Source organism: Streptomyces sp. NPDC033174 (assembly GCF_055577795.1).
Genome location: NZ_JBVIPQ010000013.1, coordinates 75,280 through 97,827 on the forward strand (window position 1 = coordinate 75,280; position 22,548 = coordinate 97,827).

A 22,548-nucleotide genomic window follows, 5' to 3' on the forward strand; every position below is an offset into this window, starting at 1 on the left:
CAGATCCGTCACATCGTTGCCGGCCCAACATGGCCAAGCGACATCAAAACGAGTCGCGAGGCGATCATCGCGGCTCGTCTGCAGCGGGCAGCCGAAGGCCCCGTGCCTGCCACCGCTCCCCCGATCCCCGCACAGACATCGGCTGACCCCGATAAGTCCTGGGCCGACCGGTCAACAGAGGCCACCTGGACGCCACCAGCATGGACCGGCAAAGTCCAGCGCACTCTGGCCGAGTGCGTCGACTGCGGCAGCCCTGCCGTCGCAGACAACCACGACAGGTGCCCAGCATGTCTGGGCTGGCCCGAGTGCGCCGGCACCTGCGGATTCCCCGGTACGTCGAAGCGACGCGTCCACCCAGCCGAACCGAGCGGTCTGTGCTCAGCCTGCAAAGAATGGCACCACAGCCTCGGCTAGAAATGAGAGCCGACCAAGGCGGCCTGGAGCTGAGTGAGAACCGTCGGCAGAAGGACGTGGTGGAGCGGGCCGCGCTGGAGGGGTGGCTGGACGGCGGCCGGCGCACAGCGTTGTCGCTGCTCGCCGACTACGGGCATGTTCACGCGGTCCGCACGCCCGACGACGCGTACGCCGCGATCCTCGGCAAGTGAAAGCACGCCGTCGCCCGCCTGGACGGCGACGTCCACGACCAGATCGAGGACCTGGTTGTTCTTGCCGCCCGCAACGACGACGTCGCGGTCCTCAACCTCGGTGCCCGCGAGCTCCGTAAGAAGGCTGGGGAACTCGCCGACGGGCGCCCCTACGCGCTCGCCGGCGGGGAGCGGCTCGAGCTTGCCGCCGGTGACATCATCCGGATCAAGCGCAACGACTACCGCAGCCGCCGCAGCGGCGACGTCGACATCCTCAACGGCTACCGCGGACAGGTCACTCGCACCTCCCCGGACGGCGTCGAGGTCGAATGGCGCCGCCCTGCCGCTGACGGCGGGCACGCGATGGAACGGGCCTGGATCACCTCGGCGCAGATCGCCGACGACGCTCTCATGCACGGCTACGCCATGACCATCGCGGCCGCGCAGGGCCTGACCGCCGACTACGCCCTGGTGTATGGCGTCGGCGCGGAGGCCAACTCGCTCTATCCCGCTCTCTCGCGGGCCCGGGAGGCCACGCACCTGTGCTGCCTGCCGACCTCGTCGAGAGCGACGAGGTACGTCGGCGGCTCGGCGAGGCACGCGACGCAGAGGAACTGCTCGACCGGGCCTTCGCCGCGTACGCCGACTCCCTGGAAGGGAAACCGACGACCGCATGGTGACCGACGAACTCGCAGCCGCGCCGGAGTCGGCACCTGCTCTGCCGCATCAAGCCCCCCCGAAGAGTCGATGACGCGTGTCTGGACGCCCTGCGCGAGCAAATGCTTGCGACCGGGCCGGCTCCTCGTTCACAGCAGCCAGAGCCGGAGTTCCCGCCGTGGGACGAGCGCGAATACGGGCACGTCGCCACCCAGGCGGCTCACCTCCCTGATCGCCGAGCACACGGCGCACGCCTCCCGCGCCGAGCGCTTGGCCGACGACACCACCCACAAGGCAGAGGCCAAACGCGCCGCGCTCGCCGCCGACGCCACCCCTGGTCAACTCTTGGCCCGTGAGGTCGCCGCGATCCTCGACCGCGCGGACCGGCTCGCCGCAACCGCGGCCGCCGAGAAGGAGAACGAGCAGAGGGCCTACGCGGTGATGCACACCGCCGGCCATCAACGAGCTCCAGGACAAGCTTGCCGCGATGCGGCAGCGGCTCCCCGACATCGAGCGGATTACCGACCGTGTCGTGACTCAGGACGCCGACGACGCCGAGCGCCAGGCGGTCCAGTACCGCGAGTCCGCCCGAACTCACGGCGCGGTGGCGGCCAATGTGCAGGAGGAGAGCGAGCTCCGCTCTCGAATGGCGTCCGAGGCCCCCGCCCAGCACGCCCGCGAAGCCCAGCAGCGTGCCGTACGGCTTCGGGCCGTCCAGCGTCAGCAGCATCAGCACGCCCGTGACACGGCGCGGCAGACGCAGAACGAACACGTCTACCGGCAGCCTGCCCAGGGAAGCTCTGGCCCCTCACTCGGCCGCTGATCCGAAGCACCAAAGGCAAGGCGCTGCAGCCCCGCCGCACCTGAGCGCCGCTTGGTCCTGTTAGCCCCACATGGCCAAGCGGGCCCGTCCCGGTCGGGGCCAGGGCGGCTACTGGTGCTGTCCAGTGGCGTTGTTGCCTGTGCCGTCAGCGCGGGTGTTCGCGTTGTTGTTCTGGGCGATTTGCGTGTCGCTGTTGATCGCCGTGTTCAGCAGGTCAACGTCGGCGAGGATATGGACATTGTTCAGGGTGCCGTCGAGGATTCCCGCGTGGGCAGGAGCTGCGGCGAGGAACGCTGAGACCACGGTCAGGCTTGCCGCCGTGAGAATGTTGATCTTCTTCATGCCCGATCAACGACTGTCGCTCGGCCGGGATACTGACGCGCAGACCAGTGGCAGTGGAAGTCAAAGCCAGTTCAGCAGAGTCGGAACCGCCTCGGTGAGGCTCCTCTTCGCCGAGCTGCGAGCGGCGGGTCTCCTGGAGATGGACGATTCGGCAATCGACGGCTCGCAGGTCCGGGCGCTCAAAGGGGGGCTCACACTGGACCTTCGCCGGTCGACCGGGGCCGGCCCAGCAAGCACCACCTGATCGTCGACCGGCACGGCACCCCGCTCGCCGTCACGCTGACCGGCGGCTACCGCCACGACGTCACACAGCTCCTGCCGCTCCTGGATGCGATCCCACCTATTCGGGGCCTGCGTGGACGCCCGTGCACACGGCCACGCAGGCTGTTCGCCGACCGGGGTTACGACTTCGACAAGTACCGCCGCCTGTTGTGGAAGCGGGGCATCAAGCCGCTCATCGCCCGTCGCGGCGTCACCCACGGCTCGGGCCTGGGCAAGACCCGCTGGGTGGTCGAGCGGACCTTCGCCTGGATCCACCAGTTCAAGCGGCTGCGCATCCGCTACGAGGTACGCGCCGACCTGCACCTCGGCCTGCTTCCACTTGCCTGCGGCATCATCTGCCTGAGACGACTCCGAACCTCATTCTGAAACGATCAGTTATACGACTGCCTGCGAAAATCCTTTCCCGCGCTGGTCCCGCAATTTTTCCCGCGCCTTAGGTCGAGAGCACACCTACAGTCAACGGGAAGAGTCCCTCGGCCTGTGATCCACGAGGTCTGCATCCGGGCAGGCCGGCGCCGGAGCAGAGGTCACTCGCGTACGCCCGCCAGCTCCACCGCCCTGTGGCGCAGGGAGAGGCTGGCCGGAGCGACCGCCGAGATCACGGAGAGCACCGCGCAGGCACCCAGGGCCGCGGCGAGCGTCGCCCACGGGATCTCGATGGACGTGCACACCGAGAGCAGGCCCAGCGCGCTCCACATGCCCATCAGGTTGAGCCCGGCGACCAGTGCTCCCAGCAGTCCGCCGACCATGACCACTATCAGTGCCTCGGCGCTCACCAGCCGCAGCACCTGCCACCTGGTGGCGCCGGCCAGCTGCAGCACAGCCAGCTCTCCGACCCGGTCGGAGGTTGCCATGACCATCGTGTTGGCCAACGAGATGCCGGTGTAGAGGAGGGCGATCCCGAGGACCAGGAAGAACCCCATCCGGGTCGTCCGGTTGGTCTCCGGATACGCTGCCCGCACCCAGGCGTCCTTGGGGAGGACCTCCCCGCCCGACGCCCGTACCGCCTGACTCAGACCGGCGGCCACTGTGGCCGTGTCGGCACCGTCCGCGAGGCGTACGTCGACCCGGTCGACGGGCGCCGCCGAGGCGTTGCGCGGGGTGACGTAGACGCCGTTGTTGCCGGTGCCGATGGTCATGACCGCAGCGATCTTCAGGGACTTCCTCGTGCCGTCACCGAGCCACACGTCCACCCGCTCGCCCACGGTGTGCTTCTCCCACTCCTCGTTGACGATGATCGAGTCGTCGTCCAGATCGCCCACCTTCCCCGCGGTGAGCGGGAGACGGGCCGTTGCCGCGAGCGGTTCCGGCTCGACGGCCCTGGCATCGGACCTGATGAGCGCCACACCGTCCTCCAGGACGTACACGGCGCTCGACGAGCTCGCCGAGACCTCGGCACCGGACACGGCCCGAAGCCGCTGCAGCGTCGCCTCGTCGAAGCCGACGTTGCCCGCCGGAGCGACCACGAAATCGGCGGCCGTCCGCTCGCGAACCTCGGTGGCCTTCGCCTCGTTGAGGGTCGCAGTGGCGCCCAGCAGTGAACCCGCCAGCGCGACCGTGACCAGCACGGGCGCCGCGACGGCGGCGGTGCGGCGCACCCCGGAGGCGGCGTTCTCCCGCACCAGCATCCCGCCCGCGCCTGGCAGTTGGGCCGGCAGCCAGGCGATCAGCCGGGCCAGTGGCCGCACCAGCACCGGCGCGAGCAGCGCGACCGCTGTGATCAGCAGCATCGGCCGACTCACATAGGTCTTGCGCTGCAGCAGGTCGCCCGGGTTCGTTACCAGGGCCAGGGCCAGCGTCACCGCAGCGGTGATCAGCAGTGCCGCGCCGAACAGCCAGCGGCCCCATGTCATGGGCCGGGTGTCAACGGACGCCTCGCGCAGTGCCTCGATGGGACCGGTGCGCCCCGCCCGCCAGGACGCGGCCACCACGCCGCACAGGGCCACGAACAGGCCCGTCCAGAACGCCATGTGGTAGGGCCAGCTGTAGTCGCCGATGGTGAACCAGCGGGGCGCAAGGCTCTCGTCGACTGCCCACTCGGCGAGCTTCGGAGCCCCGTAGGAACCGAGCACACAGCCGGCGGCCGAGGCGAGCACACCGACCGTGAGCGCCTCGTAGACGACCATGCGGCGGATCTGGCCCGGGGTCGCCCCGGCGGTGCGCAGCAGCCCGAACTCGCGGCGCCGCTGGGCCACCGCGAACGCGAAGGTCGAGGCCACCACGAACACCGACACGAACCCGGTGACGCCGCCGGCCGTGCCGAACATGGCGTTCATCGCGGTGAGGGCCTCGCTGTCCCGGTCGGGGTCGGCGTCGGCGTACCGGCGCGCGTTGCCGGTGAGGACCTGGACGCCTTCGCTGCCGCGTACCGCCTCGCGCACGGCCGCCGCATCGGCGTCGACCACGAGCTGGAGGCTGCGCGGCGACAGTTCGGCGGCACGGGCATCGGTGTAGAACACGGCGTTCTCGAAGCCGAGCCCGGCCACGGTGCCGACGACGCGCACCGTGCCGCCGCCGTCGGTCCGCACCCGGGTGCCCGGACGGGCCCAGTCACCGCTGACGACGACCTCGTCCGCGGCCTCGGGCGCACGTCCCGCGTCGAGGTGGTACGGCGCGAAGGCCGCCGTGGACCAGGGGTGGCCCACCAGATCGGCGGGCCCGCCCTCGGCCCGCACGGCGAACGACCGGTCCTCGACGACGGTCCCGAGGTCCCGCAGCTTCGCAACCGCGTCGTCGGGCACCGCACGCGGCTGCGCGAGCTTCTGGGTGCGGTCGCCGATCGAGGTGGGCACCTCAAGGGTGTCCCGGCCCTTGACGACGACCGGCGCGGCGGCGAACCGCTCCGGCCCCCGGCCGGGAGCGTCCAGCGAGGACGCCAGCGCAAGCCCCATCACGGCGATCAGCGCCACGCCCAGGGAGAGGGCGACGAAACTGCCGACGAAGGTGACCCAGCGGGTGCGCAGGGTGCGCAGCGTGGTGCTCAGCGTGGTGCTCAGCACGGCGCCGCCTCGAGCTTGGTCATGCGCGCCGCGATGTCCTCGGCGGAGGCGCCGATCAACTCACCGTTGACACGGCCGTCGACGAGGAAGACGACGCGGTCGGCGTAGGAGGCCGCGACGGGATCGTGGCTGACCATGATGATCGTCTGGCCGTCCCGGTCGACCATGCCGCGCAGCAGGCTCAGCACCTCGCGGCTGGTCTGCGAGTCGAGCGCGCCGGTCGGCTCGTCGCCGAACAGCACTTCGGGGCGGGTGATCAGGGCGCGGGCCAGGGCAACCCGCTGCTGCTGGCCGCCGGACATCTCCGTCGGGCGGTGCTGCGCACGGTCGCCGAGTCCGACCTGTTCGAGCACCTCGCGTACCTGGGCCTTCTTCGGGCGGCGGCCGGCCAGCCGCAGCGGCAGGGCCACGTTCTGCTCGGCGGTCAGCGAGGGCAGCAGGTTGAAGGCCTGGAACACAAAGCCGATGCGCTCGCGGCGCAGCAGGGTCAGCTTGGTCTCGCTCAGGCCGGTCAGCTCGGTGTCGCCCACGGTGACCGAGCCCGACGTGGGCCGGTCCAGGCCCGCGGCGCACTGCAGCAGGGTCGACTTGCCGGACCCGGACGGGCCCATCACGGCGGTGAACGTTCCCTTCGGGAAGGCAAGCGATACCTCGTCGAGGGCGGTGACGGACGTACCGCCCGAGCCGTACCTCCGGGTCACGGAGCGCAATCGGATCGCGTCGTTGCTCATGTGTTCCCCCACCAGTACCTGCTCCTTGGCTCGTTGGTTCCTCCACGAAACCGCGGAAGCCCCGGGTGACGCAGTACGGCGCGAACGAGACTTGGGGTAGTGCCAGGCATACCCCCGATACGGACCCTGGACCGATGGCACCGGACCGGTGGGGCCACTTACGGTCATGCCCATGCACCCTCGGAATGTGTGGCAGGCCATGTCCCGGCCGGGATTCCTGCTGTCGGCCTGGCCCTGGCGCTCCGCCGCGTATCTGCTCACCGGCGCGGTGACCGGCGTCGCCACCTTGGTGGGGATCGTGACGGTGGCCACGGTCTGTGGTGCGCTCGCCATCGTCTTGGTGGGGCTGCCCCTGCTCGTCGTGGTCGCCCTGAGCGGGATCCCAGTGGCCTGGGTGGAGCGGCGCAGGCTGCGCCTGATCGACCGCAACCCGGTGTCCGGTCGGCACCAGGTGCCGACCGCGCCGGGGCTCTGGGCCTGGCTGACCACCCGGCTGCGCGAACAGGGGACCTGGCGGGAGCTCGGGTACGCACTGTTGTTCGCCGGGCTGCTGTGGCCGGTCGACGCCCTGGCGATCACGGTCGCCCTGCTCTTCCCGCTGTCCACGGTCGCCACCCCGCTGCTGATGACCACGGTCGGCGACGGCCACGAGGCGAAGGTGCTCAAGCAGTGGACGGTCACCACATGGCCGACCGCTTTCGGCGTCGCCGTACTGGGCCTAATCCTGATGGGCCTGGGCGCATACGTGCTCGGCGCCACGGCGGGCGCCCGCGCAGAGCTGGCCCGGCTGCTGATCGCCTCCCGCGAGGGCGAGCTCGACGCCAAGGTGGTCGAACTGGCCCGCTCCCGCGTCCGGTTGGTCGAGGCATTCGAGGCCGAGCGGCGCCGCATCGAGCGCGATCTGCACGACGGCGCCCAACAGCGCCTTGTGGCCCTGACGATGGCCCTCGGGCTGGCCCGCCTCGACGCCCCGCCCGGCCCGCTCGCCGACCAGCTCACCAAGGCCCACGAGGAGGCGGGCAAGGCGCTCGCGGAGCTGCGCGAGCTCATCCACGGCATCCACCCCAAGGTCCTCACGGACTACGGCCTTCAAGCTGCGGTCGCTGACGCCGCCGACCGCTGCGTAGTTCCCGTCGATGTCGATCTAGAACTGCCGGGCCGGCCAACCCAGGCGGTCGAATCCGCTGCATATTTCATGGTCTGCGAGGCGCTGGCCAACATCGCCAAACACAGCGGGGCCGACCGCGCGCAGGTGAGCGGCGGTCATCGCGACGGACGCCTGTTCCTCGAGGTGCGCGACGACGGCTGCGGCGGCGCGGACGCCTCGGCGGGCAGCGGCCTCACCGGTCTCGCGGACCGGGTGTCTGTCCTGGATGGCAGACTTGCCCTGACCAGTCCGCCGGGTGGACCGACTCTTTTGCGTGTGGAGTTTCCTTGCGAGTTGACCAAGGCGGCCGATCACTCCGCGTAGTGCTGGCCGAAGACAGCGTTCTGCTGCGGGAAGGGCTCATCGGCCTGCTCAGCCGCTGCGGCCACGAGGTGGTGTCGGCCGTCGGGGACGCGCAGGCACTGGTCGCCGCGGTCGAGGAGCATGCCCCCGACATCGTGGTGACGGACGTACGCATGCCGCCCGGCTTCCAGGATGAGGGCTTGCACGCGGCAGTGCGGCTGCGCGAGAAGCGCCCCACACTCCCGGTCCTGGTCCTGAGTCAGTACGTGCAACGGACGTACGCCGCCGAACTCCTGGACTCCGGCGACGGATCGGGTGTCGGCTATCTGCTCAAGGACCGGGTGGGCCAGGTTGAGGAATTCGTGGAAGCGCTGCACAAGGTGGCGGACGGCGGGACGGTGGTCGACCCCGAGGTGGTGCGCCAGTTGCTGCGCCGCCGCCGCAATCCGCTGGAGCAGCTCACCCCGCGCGAACGCGAGGTGCTGGCACTGATCGCCGAAGGCAAGTCCAACGGCGCGATCGCCAAGGAGCTGGTGGTTTCCGAAGCCGCGATCGGCAAGCACATCGGCAACATCCTCACCAAGCTGGACCTGCCTCCGACGGACAAGACCCACCGCAGGGTCCTGGCCGTCCTCACTTACCTGCGGGCATGACCCACCGAGGGCACCGAGCCGCCATGCCTGGCTGACATCAGCAGCAAGGTGCGGCGGGGGCATAAGCCCGTTTTGCCGGTGTTGAATACTCGACATGGGTTGCCGACACTGCCGACCTGCGGAAACACTCCGGCCGACTCGAGTGTCGACAGGCCCCTCCCTTGTGGACACTTCGGGAAGTGGGCGCTTCCTCTGCGCGTGTACGTCGAGGCGCTGTCGGCCGGGACTAGCCCGGCCACGGCGCACCCTCGCTACAGGACTGATCGGTGCCTAACTCCTCCGCAAGCGGAACATGTCAGAGGCCCGGGCGTTGAGGAAGCACTTGTTCGTGCGCATCTTCTCGGTGTAAGTCCACCCGGACGGCCTTGTACAGGCCCAGACACCGTTCCGTGGACTGATCACATGGAAGGCGGTCTTGATGCCGGGGCCGCCGCAGGCGGTAGTGGGGATGACGTGGTTGTAGGTGTACCCCGGAGGCACAACACAGGCGTAAGGGGGTGGAGGACGTCTGCCATCCGGGGGTTGAGGAGGTCCGCCAGCCTGAGCCGGAGCGGGAGACAAGAGCACGGCTGCGGCACTCAGCGAAACAGCCAGCGTCAGATGCTTTCTCGACTTCATGGCGACTCCTTTCTGAGCCAGCCACACGCCGTAACCCGGGAGGGTTCCCGACAGAGGGTGACTGACGTCGTCACCGCCCTCCGACAGTAGGGAGGACCATATGGAGGCACCAACTCGGTTAGGCCACATGGGTGGCGGCCCTCGAGGAATATCCGCCCCGGAATGGGGGCCGGCGAAGATGAGTCCAAAAGCCGCCGCGGGATGATCTTGGCCGGCCCCCAAGGTGCGCCGCCGGATCGACCCCGGACCGCTCTTCCCCTGGAAAGCCGTGTCGGCGTTCTGGACCGAGCTCAGCCACGGACGGGAACCTTAGGCCGTTAGGGGCAGACCTCGCGGAATTCGATACGGGTCAGGCATCGACTCTCCGGCGGACGGGCAGGATGCGCACTCAGGGAGAAGGTGTCCTGATCGTGCGGATGAGGGTGTGGTCGAATGGAAAACGCTGTGCCGACGGATCGCCTTGAAGACTTCGATTTCGAATGCATCAGCGAGGTCACCCCGTCCTTCGAAGTACCGATGCGCGCCTTCCTACGCCGCGTCGGCCTGCCGCGGCTCTTCGACGAACTGATCCGTCCGACCCTGGACGAGGGCTCCGCACTGGTCGCCGTGGCCCAGCGCACCCGTCCGTGGCCGCCGTGGGGAATCGGGGCACGAACGATCTCGGCCGTCGAGATCGCACTTCCGCTGGCCGAGGGGACGGCCGGCCTGACGAGCGTGCTCACGGCCCCGGAGGAGAACACCGAGATCGGGCTCCTGGCCGCGGTGCACGCCACCCTTCTCGACGGACTGGCGAGGCGCGGCGTCGAGCGGGTCCACCTGACCGTCCGGGAAGGCGCGGCGTTCAGCACGTGGCTACTGGGCGAGGCGGGCTTCGGGCGGAGCGACAGTCTGGTGCTCACCGAGCACTCCCGCTATTGGCTGCACGACGCGACCATCGGAGCCCACCGGCAGGCCATCGGCCTCGGTGACGCCGGTGTGGACGATCTCCTGACGGGCGAGGCCTTCAAGAACGGCGGTTCCGGCGGCAAGAACAGCGCGTCTGCCGCGGACGATCGCTACGCGCGCGCAGCGTTGTTCCTGCTCGGGGTGCACCGGGCCCTGGAACCCGCGTGGCGCGAAGAGCTTCCCGCGGGTGAGTTGATCGCCAATACCGGACCCGGAATGGTCGCCTCGTGCCTGCCGCCGGGTGGAGTCCCGCTTGGCGCCGAGCAGTAGCGGCCGGGGAACCGCGCCGCCGTGCCGACCGTCGACATCGTCATCCGGAGCCATGCCAAGGACTTCGCGTGGCTCCGGCACTGCCTGTCCGCCGTTCGGCGCCGCTGTACGGGATTCCGCCGTGTCGTCGTGGTGGTGCCACGGAAGAGCGCGATGCGTCTGACCCGGTACGGCATCGAGGCCGACAGCATCATCCGGTGCCCGGACTACGCCGAGGACTACCTCGGCCAGCAGGTCACAAAGGTCCTTGCCGACCGGCTCACCGACGCCGATTTCATCGCGCACCTCGACTCCGACTGCGTGGTCCGCCGCCCCATGAACCCGGCGGACCTGATGGACGGAGCGGGCCGCCCCCGCATGCTGTACACCCCGGATCGCCACTTCCGGCGCGGGGCGCCCTGGCGGGCGGCGACGGAGCGCTTCCTGGGGCACCGTGTCAGCTGCGACTACATGCGCCGCCAGCCGCTCGTGTACCCGCGGTGGCTCTATGAGGAGCTACGGGAGCACAGCAGGCGTGAGCACGGCGTGGAACTGTCCGCGTACATCCAGGCCCAGCGTCCCCTGGGGTTCTCCGAATTCAACGTGCTGGGCGCGTACGCCCACCGGCATCACAGGGAAGCGTTCGCGTGGACGCTGCATCCCAGCCCGGCCTACGACGAGACGCTGACCCGCGTCTTCTGGAGCTGGGCCGGCATCACGCCGGCCGCCCGGAGGGAGCTGCGAAGACTCGACCAAGAGGACGACACGACACTCGGGACGGGGGTCGGGGATGTTCCGGCCGAGTCGTGACGTGGCGGTGTTCGCGTCCGTGGTGGAACCCCCTCTCCTGGACGCACTCGCCCGGGCCATGAGGGCGGCCGAGGGCCGCCCGGCCGAGGTCCTCACCCCCACGGGCCGCCGGGTGGACCGCCACGTGCGGCGCACCAGCACCGTGTGTGTTCCGCCGGTGGTCTCGGAACCGGTACGGCGCCGCTTCGAAGCCCTCCGCGAGAAGCTGGCGGATCGCTTCGAGGTGCCCCTGGGCCCCTGCGAGACACCGCAGTTCCTGCGCTACGAGTACGGTGACCGCTTCGTGCCGCACACGGACGTGACGGCGTCGGGCGGCGGGCTCCCGGCCCTTCGCCGCCGGGTATCGGCGGTCCTGCACGTGGCCCAGGATCCAGTGCTTTCCCCGTCCCGCGGGACGGATTCCGAGGCGGCGTCGCGCGGAAGCCTGACGTTCTTCGACACGTCCCCGGACGTCACCTGGAAGACCTGCCGGGTCAAGGTCGCCGTCGACCCGGGGTCCGTCATCGCCTTCCCTTCGGACGCGGTCCATGAGGTGCCGCCGGTACGGACGCGCAGCAGGCTCACGGTCGCCGTCTGGTTCTGGGATCCGTAGGGCGGCCGGTCCGGCGGGTACGGACGCCGTCATCCAGCAGGACGGCATCATCCTCGCCGACCGGCCCGGCTCTCCCTCCCTTTCGGTCCTGCACAGCTGACTGGCCGACTGGGAAAAGGCCGGACGCCCGGCCTTGGAGACCTACACCCCCGCCCTCACCCGCACCACCGGCGGCTGGGACCTGCGCCTGTCCCGGTAGGGGGACGCCCGGGTGCCCGGCCGGGAGGCTGATCACCTCCCGGCCGGGCACCCGGTCATGCGGCGGCCGGGACCTGGTCGTCCTCCAGCACGCGGAAGTCGACGTCGAGGCGGGTGTCGTAGTCCTCCGGGGTGATCCCGAGCTCGTGGGTGGAGTAGGCGCCGAACCGGCTCGGGTCCCCGTGGCCGGCCGGCGCGGCGACGCCGCCGGGCGAGGGCGGTCTCCGGCCTCGGGGAACATCGGTACAGCCGTTAGCGCTAAGCCGTTGATCATGGTCTGATCGCGCTCAGAGCAGCCGGACTGGCCCGGGTGAATCCACCATGGGCCGCAGGGATGATGGGGCATGGAGTGCGAGGAGAGCCGCGGGTGGGCTGAGACCGCCATCACCGGATTGCACATCCGTGGCGATGGCGCCGCTGGGATACGTCTTCTCGGCTGGGAGGGCGTCTTGCCGCTGTCGGTGGTCAGGGTGGTCGTGGTCGGGCTGCCGGTCGGACGATCGTCAGCTCCCGCATCTACGAGGGTTCGGGGTGTTGACGCGGTGGCCGGGCCCGTGACCTCGGGGCAGCAGACGCGTTGAGCCGGTGAACACGTGCACTTGTACCCCGAACCGGCACTCGTGCTGGCGGCCTCCCGATTCCTGCCCGGCACCGGGGGGCCGTCGTGTGTCGGGGCCGGGGGAACATCGGTCACGACCGTCGCCGGTCCTTGGGGCTCCTAGGATGGCGAGGATGAGGGCAAGAACCAGTGACATCGAGAAGGCGGCTGGTGTGCTGCGCGCCGGGGGCCTGGTGGCTCTCCCGACCGAGACCGTCTACGGCCTGGGCGCCAACGCTGAGGACCCCGCCGCGGTCTCGCGTATCTTCCAGGTCAAGGGACGCCCGGCTTCCCACCCTCTGATCGTCCATATCAGCGGCGCGGAGCACCTGGACGACTGGGTCCAGGAGGTACCCGCGACGGCCCGCCTGCTGGCCGAACGCTTCTGGCCGGGGCCCCTCACGCTGGTCCTGCGGCGCGGTCACCGGGTGCCCCTCGAAGCGACCGGCGGCTTGGAGACGGTGGCCGTGCGCGTGCCCGACCACCCCGTCGCACTCGCGCTGCTGTCGGCCTTCGGTGGCGGTGTCACGGCCCCATCCGCCAACCGCTTCGGCTCGGTGAGCCCCACGACCGCGGACGACGTCCGTGCCGAGCTCGGTGACGTCGTCGACTTCGTGCTGGACGGCGGCCTCTGTGAGGTCGGTGTCGAGTCGACCATCGTCGACGTCACCGGCGAGATCCCGACCATCCTACGGCCCGGCGGGGTGACGCGCGAGGACCTCGAAGCGGTGCTGGGGTGCCCGCTCGCGGTCCCTGCGACCAGCCACATCCGGGTGCCGGGCCAGCATCCGTCGCACTATGCGCCGCGTGCTCGGGTCGTCCTGGTCGAGCCGGAGAAGGTCGTCGCCGAGGCGGAGCTGGCGCAGGAACTGGGGCACCGGGTCGGCGTCTTTCTTCCTGCCGCCTTCGCCGACGCTGAGGTGAAGGTGCACGCGGTGGTGGCGGTCCCCGGTTCGATGGCCGCCTACGCGCGCGGGCTGTACGGGTTCCTGCGCAAGCTCGACCAGCAAGGGTGCGACCTCATCGTCGCGTCACTGCCGGCGGAGGAGGGGCTGGGACTGGCGATCGCCAACCGGCTCCGCCGCGCCGCGGGGCCCCGGACCACCGTGTGACCAGAGCCGACGCCGTGCCTTGCTGCTCCCGGATGCTGGAGCCGGGCGGATTCGTGGCGGATTCGGCTGAGCTTCCGTCGCTCTGGCAGGCCGGGCACAACTCGTGCCGCCCGTTGTCGGTGACGACCGTTCCCCAACCCCGGCACCTCGCAGCCCGCGGCCCCGCGCCAGGTCGGCGCGGGGGGCGGTGCTGGGCGGTGTGGTCGGCTCCGTGAGCCATCGGGTGGTGCCCTTCGGGAGTGATCGAGCGGTGATCCGACCAGGGCAAATCACGTAGGGGCAGCCACGGCCGGGACGGTCAGGACGCGGCAGGGACCGCCGCATCGAGGCCGCGAGAGGCGACGAGCTGTGCACTGCCGTCGGCCAGCCGGTAGGACAGCCCCACCACACCGAGGCGGCCGGCGGCCACCCGCTCAGCCAGGACGCGGGAGCGTTCGAGCAGCAGGTCCACGGTGTGCTCGATGTGCTCGGCCAGGATCTCTTCGGCCCTCTCGCGTCCGGCGGCTCGGGCTGCCAGCACGCTCGGGGTTACCCGTTCGACGACGTCGCGGACGAAGCCGCCCGGCGTCTGGCCGTTCTCCAGGGCGGAGCAGGCCGCAGCGACGGCTCCGCAGGAGTCGTGGCCGAGGACGACGACCAGGGGCGCGTTGAGGACGCTGACTCCGAACTCGATGGACCCGAGGACTTCCGTGCCGGCGACGTGCCCGGCGGTGCGGACCACGAAGAGGTCGCCCAGGCCGCGATCGAAGATGATCTCGGCGGCCAGCCGGGAGTCGGAACATCCGAACAGCACGGCGAAGGGCTGCTGGCCCGGTGCGGTCTCGGCACGGCGGACGGCGTCCTGGTTCGGGTGTTCGGGGGCGCCCGCGACGAAGCGCTGGTTGCCGGCTATGAGCAGCTCGAAGGCGTCGCGGGGCGTCGGGTTCTGGATCTCGGTCATGGCGGCAGCCTACGAGTCGGCAGCAGCCGTCGCACCGCCTGGGCCCGCCGGAACTCACCAGGTCGGGCCACACCGACGGCCTTGTCGTCACCCCAGGCGCCGCCCGCGCTGTCGACCGAACGAGGGCGGACCGCCCGGGATCACTCGCCGTCCCCGCCGTTGCGGGCCTGCGCCAGCAGCGCCGCCACGACGTCGTCTGTCCCGTCCTCGGTCTGTTCAACGAGCGTGTCCACCACGTCGCCTGTGCCGGGACCGGGGACCTGCCGGGTGAGGCGTTCCATCAGCTCGGGGTCAGTGCCGCTGCTGGGGTCGGTGAGGTCCACCCGGGACGGCCGACGCGGGGCGATGATCTCCGGCCCGGCCGGTGCCTCGGTCGCCTCCGCTTCGGCGAGCGCGCGGTAGACCGAGCCTACCGAGGGGTGCTGGCCCGCGTTCTTGCCCGTCTTGATGGTCAGCTTCTTCGCGATCTCGGGGACGGGTACGCCCTTGTCCTTGAGCGTTGCGGGCGAACAGCAGCATGTCGTCGTCGATGACCTTCGGCCGTCCACCGTGGTTGCCCTTGTTGGCGGCGGCGTGCTGGCCCGCCCTCCAGGGTCTTCTCCCGGATGTAGTTGCGGTCGAGCTGGGCCGCGACGGCGAGGACGGCGAAGAACATGGCGCCCATGCCGTTGGGGTCGTAGATGCCGGTGAGCGGGCCGGTGAGGAGTTCGAGCTGGACGTCGGCGGTCTGGAGCTGGTTGGACAGGGTCATCAGCTCGGCTGCGTTGCGGGCCAGGCGCTTGAGCTCGTGGACGGTGAGGATGACCTCCTGGTCTGGGGCGGCCTCCTTGATGTCGTACGCCAGCTTCAGAGCCTCCTCCAGCTTCGGCCGCGTCTTCACCCGCGTGGAAATGTTCTAGGAGAAGATCCGCTTGCAGACCGGTTCGAGCGCGTCGAGCTGGCTCTGCAACTCCTGCTGGGCGGTCGAGCATCGCGCGTACCCGATCCGGATCGGCTTGGACGCCGCGGCGGCGGCAGGCTGAGCCTCGACGGGCGGGCCTGCTTCCACGGCCGCCCGGGACTGCGGTCCTCGGGCACGAGGACGTCGAGTTCCTCGCGGAGCGCGGGGACGAGGATGAAGCGGGCGGTGTGGTATTTCGTCGCGGTCTTCCCGCCGCGGGTGCGGCAGGAACTGCCCGCCGGGGCTTCACACTTCGCCGGCGTTTGCCCACACCCTTGCGTGCGCGGCCGAACGCCTTCCCGGGGCCTATGGGGCCGCCCTCGACGCCCTGGACCGGCAGATGGTCACGGACGCTCGCCGCCGCCTGGCCGCCGCCGAGCAGCGCATCGCAGGCGGGCAACTGCCAGCACTCGCCGAGTTCGACGCGATCCGCGGTCTCACCGGCTACGGGGCCTACCTGTTTCGCCGCCGCCCCGACAGCGATACAGTCCGCGCGATCCTCGACTACCTGATCCAGCTCACCCAGCCGCTCACCCACCGGGGCGAGACCGTGCCCGGCTGGTGGACCGCCTCCGGCCCATCCGGCCGCCCCGACGACCGCTACCCCGACGGGCACGCCAATACCGGCGTTGCCCACGGCATCGGAGGAGTCCTTGCCCTCCTCGCGCTCGCCGCGCAGCACGGGACCATGGCCGCCGGGCACCGCGAGGCCATCCGCAGCATCCTGGACTGGCTGGACCGCTGGGGGGTCAACATCGGCCGGGGACCGGCCTGGCCGTACTGGGTGACCCTTCCCCTACGCACCGACCACCTGCCCGTGGGGCCGCAACGCCCGTCCTAGCTACGGCACCGCCGGTCTCGCCCGCGCCCAGCAGCTCGCCGCCATCGCCCTCGGCGACCGGACACGACAGCAGCCGCCGAACACGGCCTTCTGGCAGCGCTGACCGACCCGAAGCAGCTCCACACGACCACCGACAACGGACTGTGCACGGCTTCGCAGGCCTCGCCCACATCGCCGCCCGGGCCGCCTCGGACGCCTTGCCCACCACCGCCGGCCAACTCCAGGCCGTGCTCCCCGCGCTCCTGTCAGCCGTGCACCCTCCTGGCCGCAACCCGGCCACCGCCGCAACCGTGCTCCTCCACACGCAGGAACCTGACCCGGGACTCCTCGACGGCGCCTCGGGTATCGCCCTGGCCCTCCTGGCGCCGGCCACCAGCACGCCACCCCGAACGTCCTGGGACACCTGCCTGCTCATCGCCTGAAACGGCGCACCGCACGGGGACAGCCCACCCAGCCACCCGCCGCACACCCACATGAAGGACCTCACCGATGCAGGGCACCTGGCACCAGATCAACGTCACCTTCGCCGACCGCGCCACCGCACAGCAGGCGATCCCCCAGACACTCGGCCCCGCCCTGATCAAGGCCGAGTACCGCGGGGAGATTTCCACCTGGTGGTTCATGAACAAGCAGCCGTGGAAGCTGCGCGTGCGCACCGCCGGCGACGAGACCCCCACCCTGTGGGAGGCCCTCAGCAAACTCGTCCAAGCCGATCAGGTCCTGCAGTGGAATCCCGCCATCTACGAACCCGAGACCCTGGCGTTCGGCGGGACCGAGGCCATGGACGCGGCCCACGAGCTGTTCCACACCGACAGTCGCCACCTGCTGACCTACCCCGTCCAGGCCGGACACCTCGGCCGCCGCGAGACCGCCGCCTCCTTGTCAGTGCGATGATGCGCGCCGCCGGCCTCGACTGGTACGAGCAGGGCGATGTCTGGGACAAGGTCGCCGCCGAACGTCCCACGCCGCCCATCCTGGCCTCCGAGCTGGACGCTGCCGTGCGCTCCCTGCTGACCGTCGACGCCCGCAGCCTGTGCCGGGAGGACGGCCCACTCCACAGGCATGCCGACTGGGTCCGCGCCTTCGTGCGGGCCGGGACCGCGCTCGCCATCCTCAACCACGAGGGCCTTCTGCGCCGAGGTCTCCGGGCGGTCCTCGCCCACCACGTGATCTTCCACTTCAACCGGGCTGGCCTCCCCCTGGAGGACCAAAGCGCCCTGTCCACCCTCGCCCGAAAGGCCATCATGGGAACGACTGACTCCATCGCGTCCACACCCGCCGACACCTCCGCCGCCGATAGCGTCGGCGCGGTGAACACCGACACGCTCACCACCCCCGACGCCACCGCGGAACAGCTCCGCAACGCCCTCGTCGACCAGATCCGCAAGGAGGGCCACGCCACCAACCCGGCCGCCGAGGCCGCGCTGCGCTCCGTGCCCCGGCACCTTTTCGTGCCCGACGCCTCGCTCGAGGAGGCCTATGCCAACCAGCCGGTCCACGTGAAGTACGACACCGACGGCACGTCCATCTCCTGCGCCTCCCAGCCCGCCGTCGTCGCCCTCATGCTCGACCAGCTCGACGCCCAGCCCGGCGAACGCATCCTCGAACTCGGCGCCGGCACCGGCTACAACGCTGCCCTCATCGCCCACCTCGTCGGCGACACCGGTCACGTCACCACCATCGACGTCGACGACGACCTGGTCGACGGCGCCCGTAAACACCTGGCCGCCGCCGGGTACACCAACGTCGAAGCCCTGACCCGCGACGGAGCCATCGGCCACGCCGACGGAGCGCCGTACGACCGGATCATCGCCACCGTCGGCGCCCACGGCATCCCGCACGCCTGGCTCGACCAACTCGCGCCGGGCGGACGGCTCGTCGTTCCCCAGCGGCTCAAGGGCAGCGTCTCCCGCTCCATCGTCTACGAGCGCCGAGACGGCCGATGGGTGTCCCTCAGCAGCGAGATGAACACCTTCATGCCGCTGCGCCGCGGCATCGCCGACGACGACCGGCGGATCATCCCCCTCACCGCGGACGGGACCGTACGCCTGCAGGCGCCGGCCGGAACCCCCATCGACGCCGAGGCGCTGGCCCGCGTACTCGAAAAACCGCGGGTCGAGGAATGGACCGGCATGACGGTCCGCGCCATGGAATCGCCCGAGTGGATGGAGCTCTTCGTCAGCTGCTCCTTCGACTCCGGCCTCATCCGGATGCTGTTCCCGGCCGCCGCGAAGGGCACCACCCTCACCGAGGACCCCTACCCCTCCTCCACCGCGGTCATCGACAAGGGCGCCCTGACCTACCTCGCCCGGCGCCTCTCGGACCAGACCACCCCCGAGGGCGGCAAGCTGTGGGAGTTCGGCGTCATCGGCCACGGCCCCGGCAGCGACGAGCTCGCCGCCAAGGTCGCCGACGCGATCCGCACCTGGGACCACAACTACCGCAGCCGGAAGCCCGACTTCGAGCTCCAGTCCCTGCAGACCCCGGCCCCCGAGGAACGTCCCGGCCGGTTCACCGTCGACACGCCCCTGAACCGGATCGTCATCGACTGGAACTGACCATGCGCCCATGACCGTGTGGTGCCCGCCGCCCGTTCTTCGGCGGCGGGCACCACACGGCTGGCCAACCCCTCGGAGAACTTCATGGACCCACACGGCCAGTTAGCCCGACGCTTCCCCCTCGTTTCACGCTTCCGGCCCGCCTGCCTTCCCCTTCCCAACCGCGTCCAGACCCTCGTGACGCTCGCCGATTCCGCCGCCGCCGGAACAGACCAGGGCCTCGCTTCGGCCGTCTACAACCAGGCCGCCCTCATCGCCTCCGATGTCGGCCTTTCCGACCTCGCCCGCCAGATGTGCCACCAGCACGCCGACGCCTACCTGCACGCCACCCCGCTCCCCGCCATGACCGCGATCCGGGCCCTCGAACCGGTCGTCAACCTCGCACGCCTCCAGATCCGCGCCGGGCACCCCGACGACGGCCTCGACCGTCTCCTGCGCCTCTCCGAAGCCGTCAGCAACGGCACCGCCGACCGATTTGACGACGTGCACGTCCCCGCCGACCTCGTGCAGACCGAAGCCGACCGGCAAGAAGTCCGAGCGTGGCTGTGGCGTGTCCTCCTCGCCGACGGCTCACGCGCCCTCACCGGAGCTGGCCGGTGGGCCGAAGCCCTCGCGCACACACGCGAACACCAGGGCATTGGCAAGCGGATGTTCGACGGCCGACAGATCGCCGTCGTCGCCGCCCTCACCAGCGGCGACACCAGCCACGCTGCCGAACTCATCGCCGAGACCGCCGCCGGCGACCCGTGGGAGCACGCCGTCACCGCCTGCCTGCACGCGCTGTGCCACCGGGCCTCCGACGGCCTGGGCCACGCTCAGGAGAACGAACTCGAGGCCGCGGTCCTCGCCGTCCCCGTCGAGCAGGGCATGACGGTCTTCGACACCAGACTCCGCCTCACGGCCCTGGCCACCATCGCCTCCCCTGCAAGCCCGGCCGCCCAGCGCATCACCAACCAGCTGCACCGCCACATCACCGACGCTCGCGACGGCTTCGCCGCACGGGAAGCGCTGGCCGACCCTCTGTTCACCAAACTGGCCCCTCCGACGCAACTTGCGGCCTGCCGTGACCTCGTCGAGGCCTGCGCCCTGGGCTCTGGCGCCATTCCAGTTCAACTCCGTCGCACCCTGGACGCAGCACTTCAGCGGAGCGACCGCGTGATCCGCGACAGCCTGTCGGCTTCCTGATCCGTCTCCGGTGTCGGAGCCCAGCCTGCCAGCCCCACGGACACGCACGAGCCCGGCGACCGTACTGAAGCCCACAATCCCCCACCCGAGTGACACAGCCCTGTTCGAGCGAGTTTCAACGCCGCCAGCGCAGACACGCCAAGCCCACCCAGCCCAACCAGAACATTCGTTCACCATTCGCCCCCGATTCGGCCGTGACGCACCCGATCGGGAGCCGTTCTTAGAGCACCAGTACCAGCCGTGCGCCCATCCGGAGGACCCTGTGAATCCGCAGCCGAACCACCTCGAAGCCCCCGCTGTATTCGAACACTTCAGGCCCGTCCCGTACCCGCGCCCGGCGTGCGGGCGCCGTGTTGACGCCCGCTCCTTCGGCGGCCGCGACTCACGACCGGATGCCGGGAGGGCTGCGTGAGCAAGGACTCGACGGCCGGATCCAGCGCCGCGGGGGTGTCGGATTCCGAGCGGCTCCTCTTCGGCGGCGAGCTCGCCTACGACATCGGATGGGACCGGCACGAGGGCGCCTGGCTCAAGCTCGGGCTCTGGACGATGGCGAGGCAGCTGCCCCGGCTGGTCGGGACCGGACTGCGGCTCGCCCACCTGGCCGATCCCCGGGCCCTGCGCCTGGTCCTGGCCTCCGAGGCCGGCCGCGGAATCGCCCAGGCGGTCGGCCTGGTCGCGGTCAACAGCGTGCTCGGGCACATCCTCGCGGGCGGCAGCACCAACCAACGCCTTACCCAGGCCGTGCCCGCGCTCACGGTCGTGGCCGTCACGGCGTTCCTCGGCTCCCTGCTGCGCTCGGCCTCGACGGCGGCCACCGGAGCGCTGGAGCCGAAGGTGCAGCGGGTGGCGACCGAGCAGTACCTGGGGCTGGTGCACCGTACGGAACTCGCGGCGATCGAGGACGACGAGTTCCACCGGCTCCTGGATGCGGCCCGGTACGGGGCGGACTCGGCCCGGCGCATGATCCGCTACTGCACCAACACCTTGAACGCGGCCGTGTCGTTGATCGCCGCGGCCGGTGTGCTGACCGTCCTGCATCCGTTGCTGCTGCCCCTGCTGGTCCTGATGACCCTGCCGAGCGCGTGGAGTTCGCTGATGATCTCCCGCCAGAAGTACATCTCCTTCCACGCCTTCGTACAGCACGCCCGGGCCGGGCACCTGCTCGGCCAGCTGCTGACCCAGAAGGAAGCGGCGGCGGAAGTCCGCGTCCACGGCGTCGGGCCGTTCCTGCTGGGCCACTTCCGAACGATGGCCGAGACCAGCGAACGCGAGCAGACCCGGCTGGCCCGCCGGGCGGCGCGGATCGGACTCGTCGCCGACGGCGCCGGCGGCATCGCCACCCTCCTCACGTACGGGGCCCTGGGCGCCCTGCTGTGGGGCGGGGCCATGGACCTCGCCGTCGCGGGCACGGCCGTCCTCGCCATCCGCACCGGCGCCGCCAGCCTGGACACGCTCGTGCTGCAGATCACCGAGCTGCACCAGGAGTCGCTGTTCGTGGCCGACTTCGAGCGGCTGTGCCGGGAGGCCAAGACCCGGGCGATCCCCGTGGGCGGGCGGGCGTTACCCGAGCAGCTGCGGGAAGTCCGGTTCGAGAAGGTTTCCTTCACCTACCCCAGCAGTGGAAGCAGCGGCGACGCACCGGAACCGACGCTGCGCGAGGTGAGCTTGTCGTTCCCGACAGGGAAGATCATTGCGCTGGTGGGTGAGAACGGCTCTGGCAAGTCCACGCTGGTCAGGCTGCTAGCCGGCCTGTACCTGCCGGACGAAGGCAGCGGCACGATCTGGTGGGACGACATCGACGCCCGCACCGCCGACCGCGACCAGGTCTTCGGCCGCGTCGCGTTGATGTCGCAGGACTTCTACCACTGGCCGTTCACGTTCCGGGTGAACGTCGGCATCGGCCAAGCCGGCCAAGCCATCGACGATCGAGCGGTCGAGGAGGCCGCCGGCTTCTCCGGAGCCGACCAGGTCCTCGACGACCTGCCGCGCGGGCTCGGCACGCTGCTGGCCCGCGGCTACCGCGGTGGCCACCAGATCTCCGGCGGGCAGTGGCAGCGAGTCGGCATCGCGCGTGCCAAGTACAGGCGGGCCGAGATCCTGATCGTGGACGAACCCACCAGCGCCCTCGACGCCGTCGCGGAGCAGCGGGTCTTCGACCAGATCAGGGCGCTGGCCGCGACCACCGGCCAGACGATCGTGCTCATCACCCATCGTCTCCATTCCGTGCGTCATGCGGACCTCATCCACGTCCTCAAGGACGGCCGGGTCGCCGAGTCGGGCACCTTCGAGGAACTGATGGACCCGGCCACGGGCACCGGGGACTTCCGCGACGCCTACCTCGTCCAGGCCGCCGCCTTCGATGCCACGATCCCCACCCAGTCCGCCGGCGACCACGACGCCCTGCGCACCGAGGACCACGCATGACCGCCGCCACCACAGCC

The 22,548-nt window shown here is 70.5% G+C and carries 18 protein-coding genes and 3 pseudogenes; 13 read left to right on the forward strand and 8 right to left on the reverse strand.

Annotated elements, in window-relative coordinates; genetic code table 11:
• Positions 1-410: 410 nt before the first annotated feature.
• Positions 411-1,001, reverse strand: coding sequence for a hypothetical protein (locus ACZ5VC_RS31000; RefSeq protein ID WP_469123295.1), 591 nt, complete (start codon positions 999-1,001; stop codon positions 411-413).
• 125 nt (positions 1,002-1,126) lie between these two features.
• Here ACZ5VC_RS31000 and ACZ5VC_RS31005 point away from each other — a divergent pair, with 125 nt between their 5' ends.
• The gene (locus tag ACZ5VC_RS31005; protein ID WP_469123296.1) at positions 1,127-1,264 is read left to right on the forward strand and encodes a hypothetical protein; all 138 of its coding nucleotides are present in this window, start codon (positions 1,127-1,129) and stop codon (positions 1,262-1,264) included.
• A 464-nt stretch (positions 1,265-1,728) separates the two neighbouring features.
• Positions 1,729-2,064, forward strand: coding sequence for a hypothetical protein (locus ACZ5VC_RS31010; protein ID WP_469123297.1), 336 nt, complete (start codon positions 1,729-1,731; stop codon positions 2,062-2,064).
• A gap of 108 nt (positions 2,065-2,172) precedes the next feature.
• On the opposite strand, the gene ACZ5VC_RS31015 is transcribed toward ACZ5VC_RS31010, so the two are convergent.
• Entirely contained in the window at positions 2,173-2,406 is a 234-nt protein-coding gene (locus ACZ5VC_RS31015; RefSeq protein WP_469123298.1) for a hypothetical protein, read from the reverse strand.
• 100 nt (positions 2,407-2,506) lie between these two features.
• Here ACZ5VC_RS31015 and ACZ5VC_RS31020 point away from each other — a divergent pair.
• Positions 2,507-3,054, forward strand: a pseudogene (locus ACZ5VC_RS31020) (IS5 family transposase); the annotation flags it as partial.
• A gap of 161 nt (positions 3,055-3,215) precedes the next feature.
• On the opposite strand, the gene ACZ5VC_RS31025 reads toward ACZ5VC_RS31020, so the two are convergent.
• Positions 3,216-5,687 carry an ABC transporter permease gene (locus tag ACZ5VC_RS31025; RefSeq protein ID WP_469123299.1) on the reverse strand — a complete coding sequence of 824 codons (2,472 nt, stop codon included), beginning with the start codon at positions 5,685-5,687 and terminating at the stop codon, positions 3,216-3,218.
• Entirely contained in the window at positions 5,681-6,418 is a 738-nt protein-coding gene (locus ACZ5VC_RS31030) for an ABC transporter ATP-binding protein (RefSeq protein ID WP_469123300.1), read from the reverse strand. Before ACZ5VC_RS31030 ends, ACZ5VC_RS31025 begins: the two co-directional genes overlap by 7 nt.
• A 199-nt stretch (positions 6,419-6,617) precedes the next feature.
• Between ACZ5VC_RS31030 and ACZ5VC_RS31035 the strand changes: the two genes are divergently transcribed.
• The 6 genes from ACZ5VC_RS31035 to ACZ5VC_RS31060 all read left to right on the forward strand — a co-directional run bounded on the left by ACZ5VC_RS31035 (position 6,618) and on the right by ACZ5VC_RS31060 (position 13,643).
• On the forward strand, positions 6,618-7,889 hold the full coding sequence (locus ACZ5VC_RS31035; protein WP_469123328.1) for a sensor histidine kinase: 1,272 nt from the start codon (positions 6,618-6,620) through the stop codon (positions 7,887-7,889).
• Positions 7,889-8,521 carry a response regulator transcription factor gene (locus ACZ5VC_RS31040; protein ID WP_469123301.1) on the forward strand — a complete coding sequence of 211 codons (633 nt, stop codon included), beginning with the start codon at positions 7,889-7,891 and terminating at the stop codon, positions 8,519-8,521. The genes ACZ5VC_RS31035 and ACZ5VC_RS31040 overlap by 1 nt, the downstream gene beginning before the upstream one ends.
• 1,062 nt (positions 8,522-9,583) lie before the next feature.
• On the forward strand, positions 9,584-10,354 hold the full coding sequence (locus tag ACZ5VC_RS31045; protein WP_469123302.1) for a hypothetical protein: 771 nt from the start codon (positions 9,584-9,586) through the stop codon (positions 10,352-10,354).
• A gap of 21 nt (positions 10,355-10,375) precedes the next feature.
• Positions 10,376-11,143 carry a hypothetical protein gene (locus ACZ5VC_RS31050; protein ID WP_469123303.1) on the forward strand — a complete coding sequence of 256 codons (768 nt, stop codon included), beginning with the start codon at positions 10,376-10,378 and terminating at the stop codon, positions 11,141-11,143.
• 1 nt (position 11,144) lies between these two features.
• The gene (locus ACZ5VC_RS31055; RefSeq protein WP_469123304.1) at positions 11,145-11,735 is read left to right on the forward strand and encodes a 2OG-Fe(II) oxygenase; all 591 of its coding nucleotides are present in this window, start codon (positions 11,145-11,147) and stop codon (positions 11,733-11,735) included.
• A gap of 930 nt (positions 11,736-12,665) precedes the next feature.
• Complete coding sequence (locus tag ACZ5VC_RS31060; RefSeq protein ID WP_469123305.1) at positions 12,666-13,643, forward strand: L-threonylcarbamoyladenylate synthase; 978 nt, start codon at positions 12,666-12,668, stop codon at positions 13,641-13,643.
• Between the two features lie 298 nt (positions 13,644-13,941).
• Here the strand turns inward: ACZ5VC_RS31060 and ACZ5VC_RS31065 are convergent, their stop codons facing one another.
• From ACZ5VC_RS31065 to ACZ5VC_RS31080, 4 genes are all read right to left on the reverse strand, one after another.
• The gene (locus tag ACZ5VC_RS31065) at positions 13,942-14,583 is read right to left on the reverse strand and encodes a carbonic anhydrase (RefSeq protein WP_469123306.1); all 642 of its coding nucleotides are present in this window, start codon (positions 14,581-14,583) and stop codon (positions 13,942-13,944) included.
• A gap of 140 nt (positions 14,584-14,723) precedes the next feature.
• Positions 14,724-15,131 (reverse strand): hypothetical protein, encoded by a 408-nt coding sequence (locus ACZ5VC_RS31070; RefSeq protein WP_469123307.1) that lies wholly within the window; start codon positions 15,129-15,131, stop codon positions 14,724-14,726.
• On the reverse strand, positions 15,035-15,463 hold the full coding sequence (locus ACZ5VC_RS31075; RefSeq protein WP_469123308.1) for a recombinase family protein: 429 nt from the start codon (positions 15,461-15,463) through the stop codon (positions 15,035-15,037). Before ACZ5VC_RS31075 ends, ACZ5VC_RS31070 begins: the two co-directional genes overlap by 97 nt.
• 15 nt (positions 15,464-15,478) lie before the next feature.
• The gene (locus tag ACZ5VC_RS31080; RefSeq protein WP_469123309.1) at positions 15,479-15,631 is read right to left on the reverse strand and encodes a hypothetical protein; all 153 of its coding nucleotides are present in this window, start codon (positions 15,629-15,631) and stop codon (positions 15,479-15,481) included.
• Positions 15,632-15,776: 145 nt separating this feature from the next.
• On the opposite strand from ACZ5VC_RS31080, the pseudogene ACZ5VC_RS31085 reads away from it, so the two are divergent.
• The 4 genes and pseudogenes from ACZ5VC_RS31085 to ACZ5VC_RS31100 form a co-directional block, all read left to right on the forward strand.
• Positions 15,777-16,786: pseudogene (locus ACZ5VC_RS31085) on the forward strand (lanthionine synthetase C family protein); the annotation flags it as partial.
• 67 nt (positions 16,787-16,853) lie between these two features.
• Positions 16,854-18,922, forward strand: a pseudogene (gene fxlM, locus ACZ5VC_RS31090) (methyltransferase, FxLD system).
• An 84-nt stretch (positions 18,923-19,006) separates the two neighbouring features.
• On the forward strand, positions 19,007-20,107 hold the full coding sequence (locus ACZ5VC_RS31095) for a hypothetical protein (protein WP_469123329.1): 1,101 nt from the start codon (positions 19,007-19,009) through the stop codon (positions 20,105-20,107).
• Between the two features lie 408 nt (positions 20,108-20,515).
• Positions 20,516-22,531 (forward strand): ATP-binding cassette domain-containing protein, encoded by a 2,016-nt coding sequence (locus ACZ5VC_RS31100; protein ID WP_469123310.1) that lies wholly within the window; start codon positions 20,516-20,518, stop codon positions 22,529-22,531.
• The last annotated feature ends 17 nt before the right edge of the window (positions 22,532-22,548 follow it).

What these genes read in the sequence shown, in the direction of transcription:
- ACZ5VC_RS31010 (WP_469123297.1), top strand. Translation starts at nt 1,729, where the DNA reads ATGCGGCAGCGGCTCCCCGACATCGAGCGGATTACCGACCGTGTCGTG.
- ACZ5VC_RS31015 (WP_469123298.1), bottom strand. Translation starts at nt 2,406, where the DNA reads ATGAAGAAGATCAACATTCTCACGGCGGCAAGCCTGACCGTGGTCTCA.
- ACZ5VC_RS31030 (WP_469123300.1), bottom strand. Translation starts at nt 6,418, where the DNA reads ATGAGCAACGACGCGATCCGATTGCGCTCCGTGACCCGGAGGTACGGC.
- ACZ5VC_RS31035 (WP_469123328.1), top strand. Translation starts at nt 6,618, where the DNA reads ATGTCCCGGCCGGGATTCCTGCTGTCGGCCTGGCCCTGGCGCTCCGCC.
- ACZ5VC_RS31060 (WP_469123305.1), top strand. Translation starts at nt 12,666, where the DNA reads ATGAGGGCAAGAACCAGTGACATCGAGAAGGCGGCTGGTGTGCTGCGC.
- ACZ5VC_RS31065 (WP_469123306.1), bottom strand. Translation starts at nt 14,583, where the DNA reads ATGACCGAGATCCAGAACCCGACGCCCCGCGACGCCTTCGAGCTGCTC.
- ACZ5VC_RS31095 (WP_469123329.1), top strand. Translation starts at nt 19,007, where the DNA reads ATGGACCCACACGGCCAGTTAGCCCGACGCTTCCCCCTCGTTTCACGC.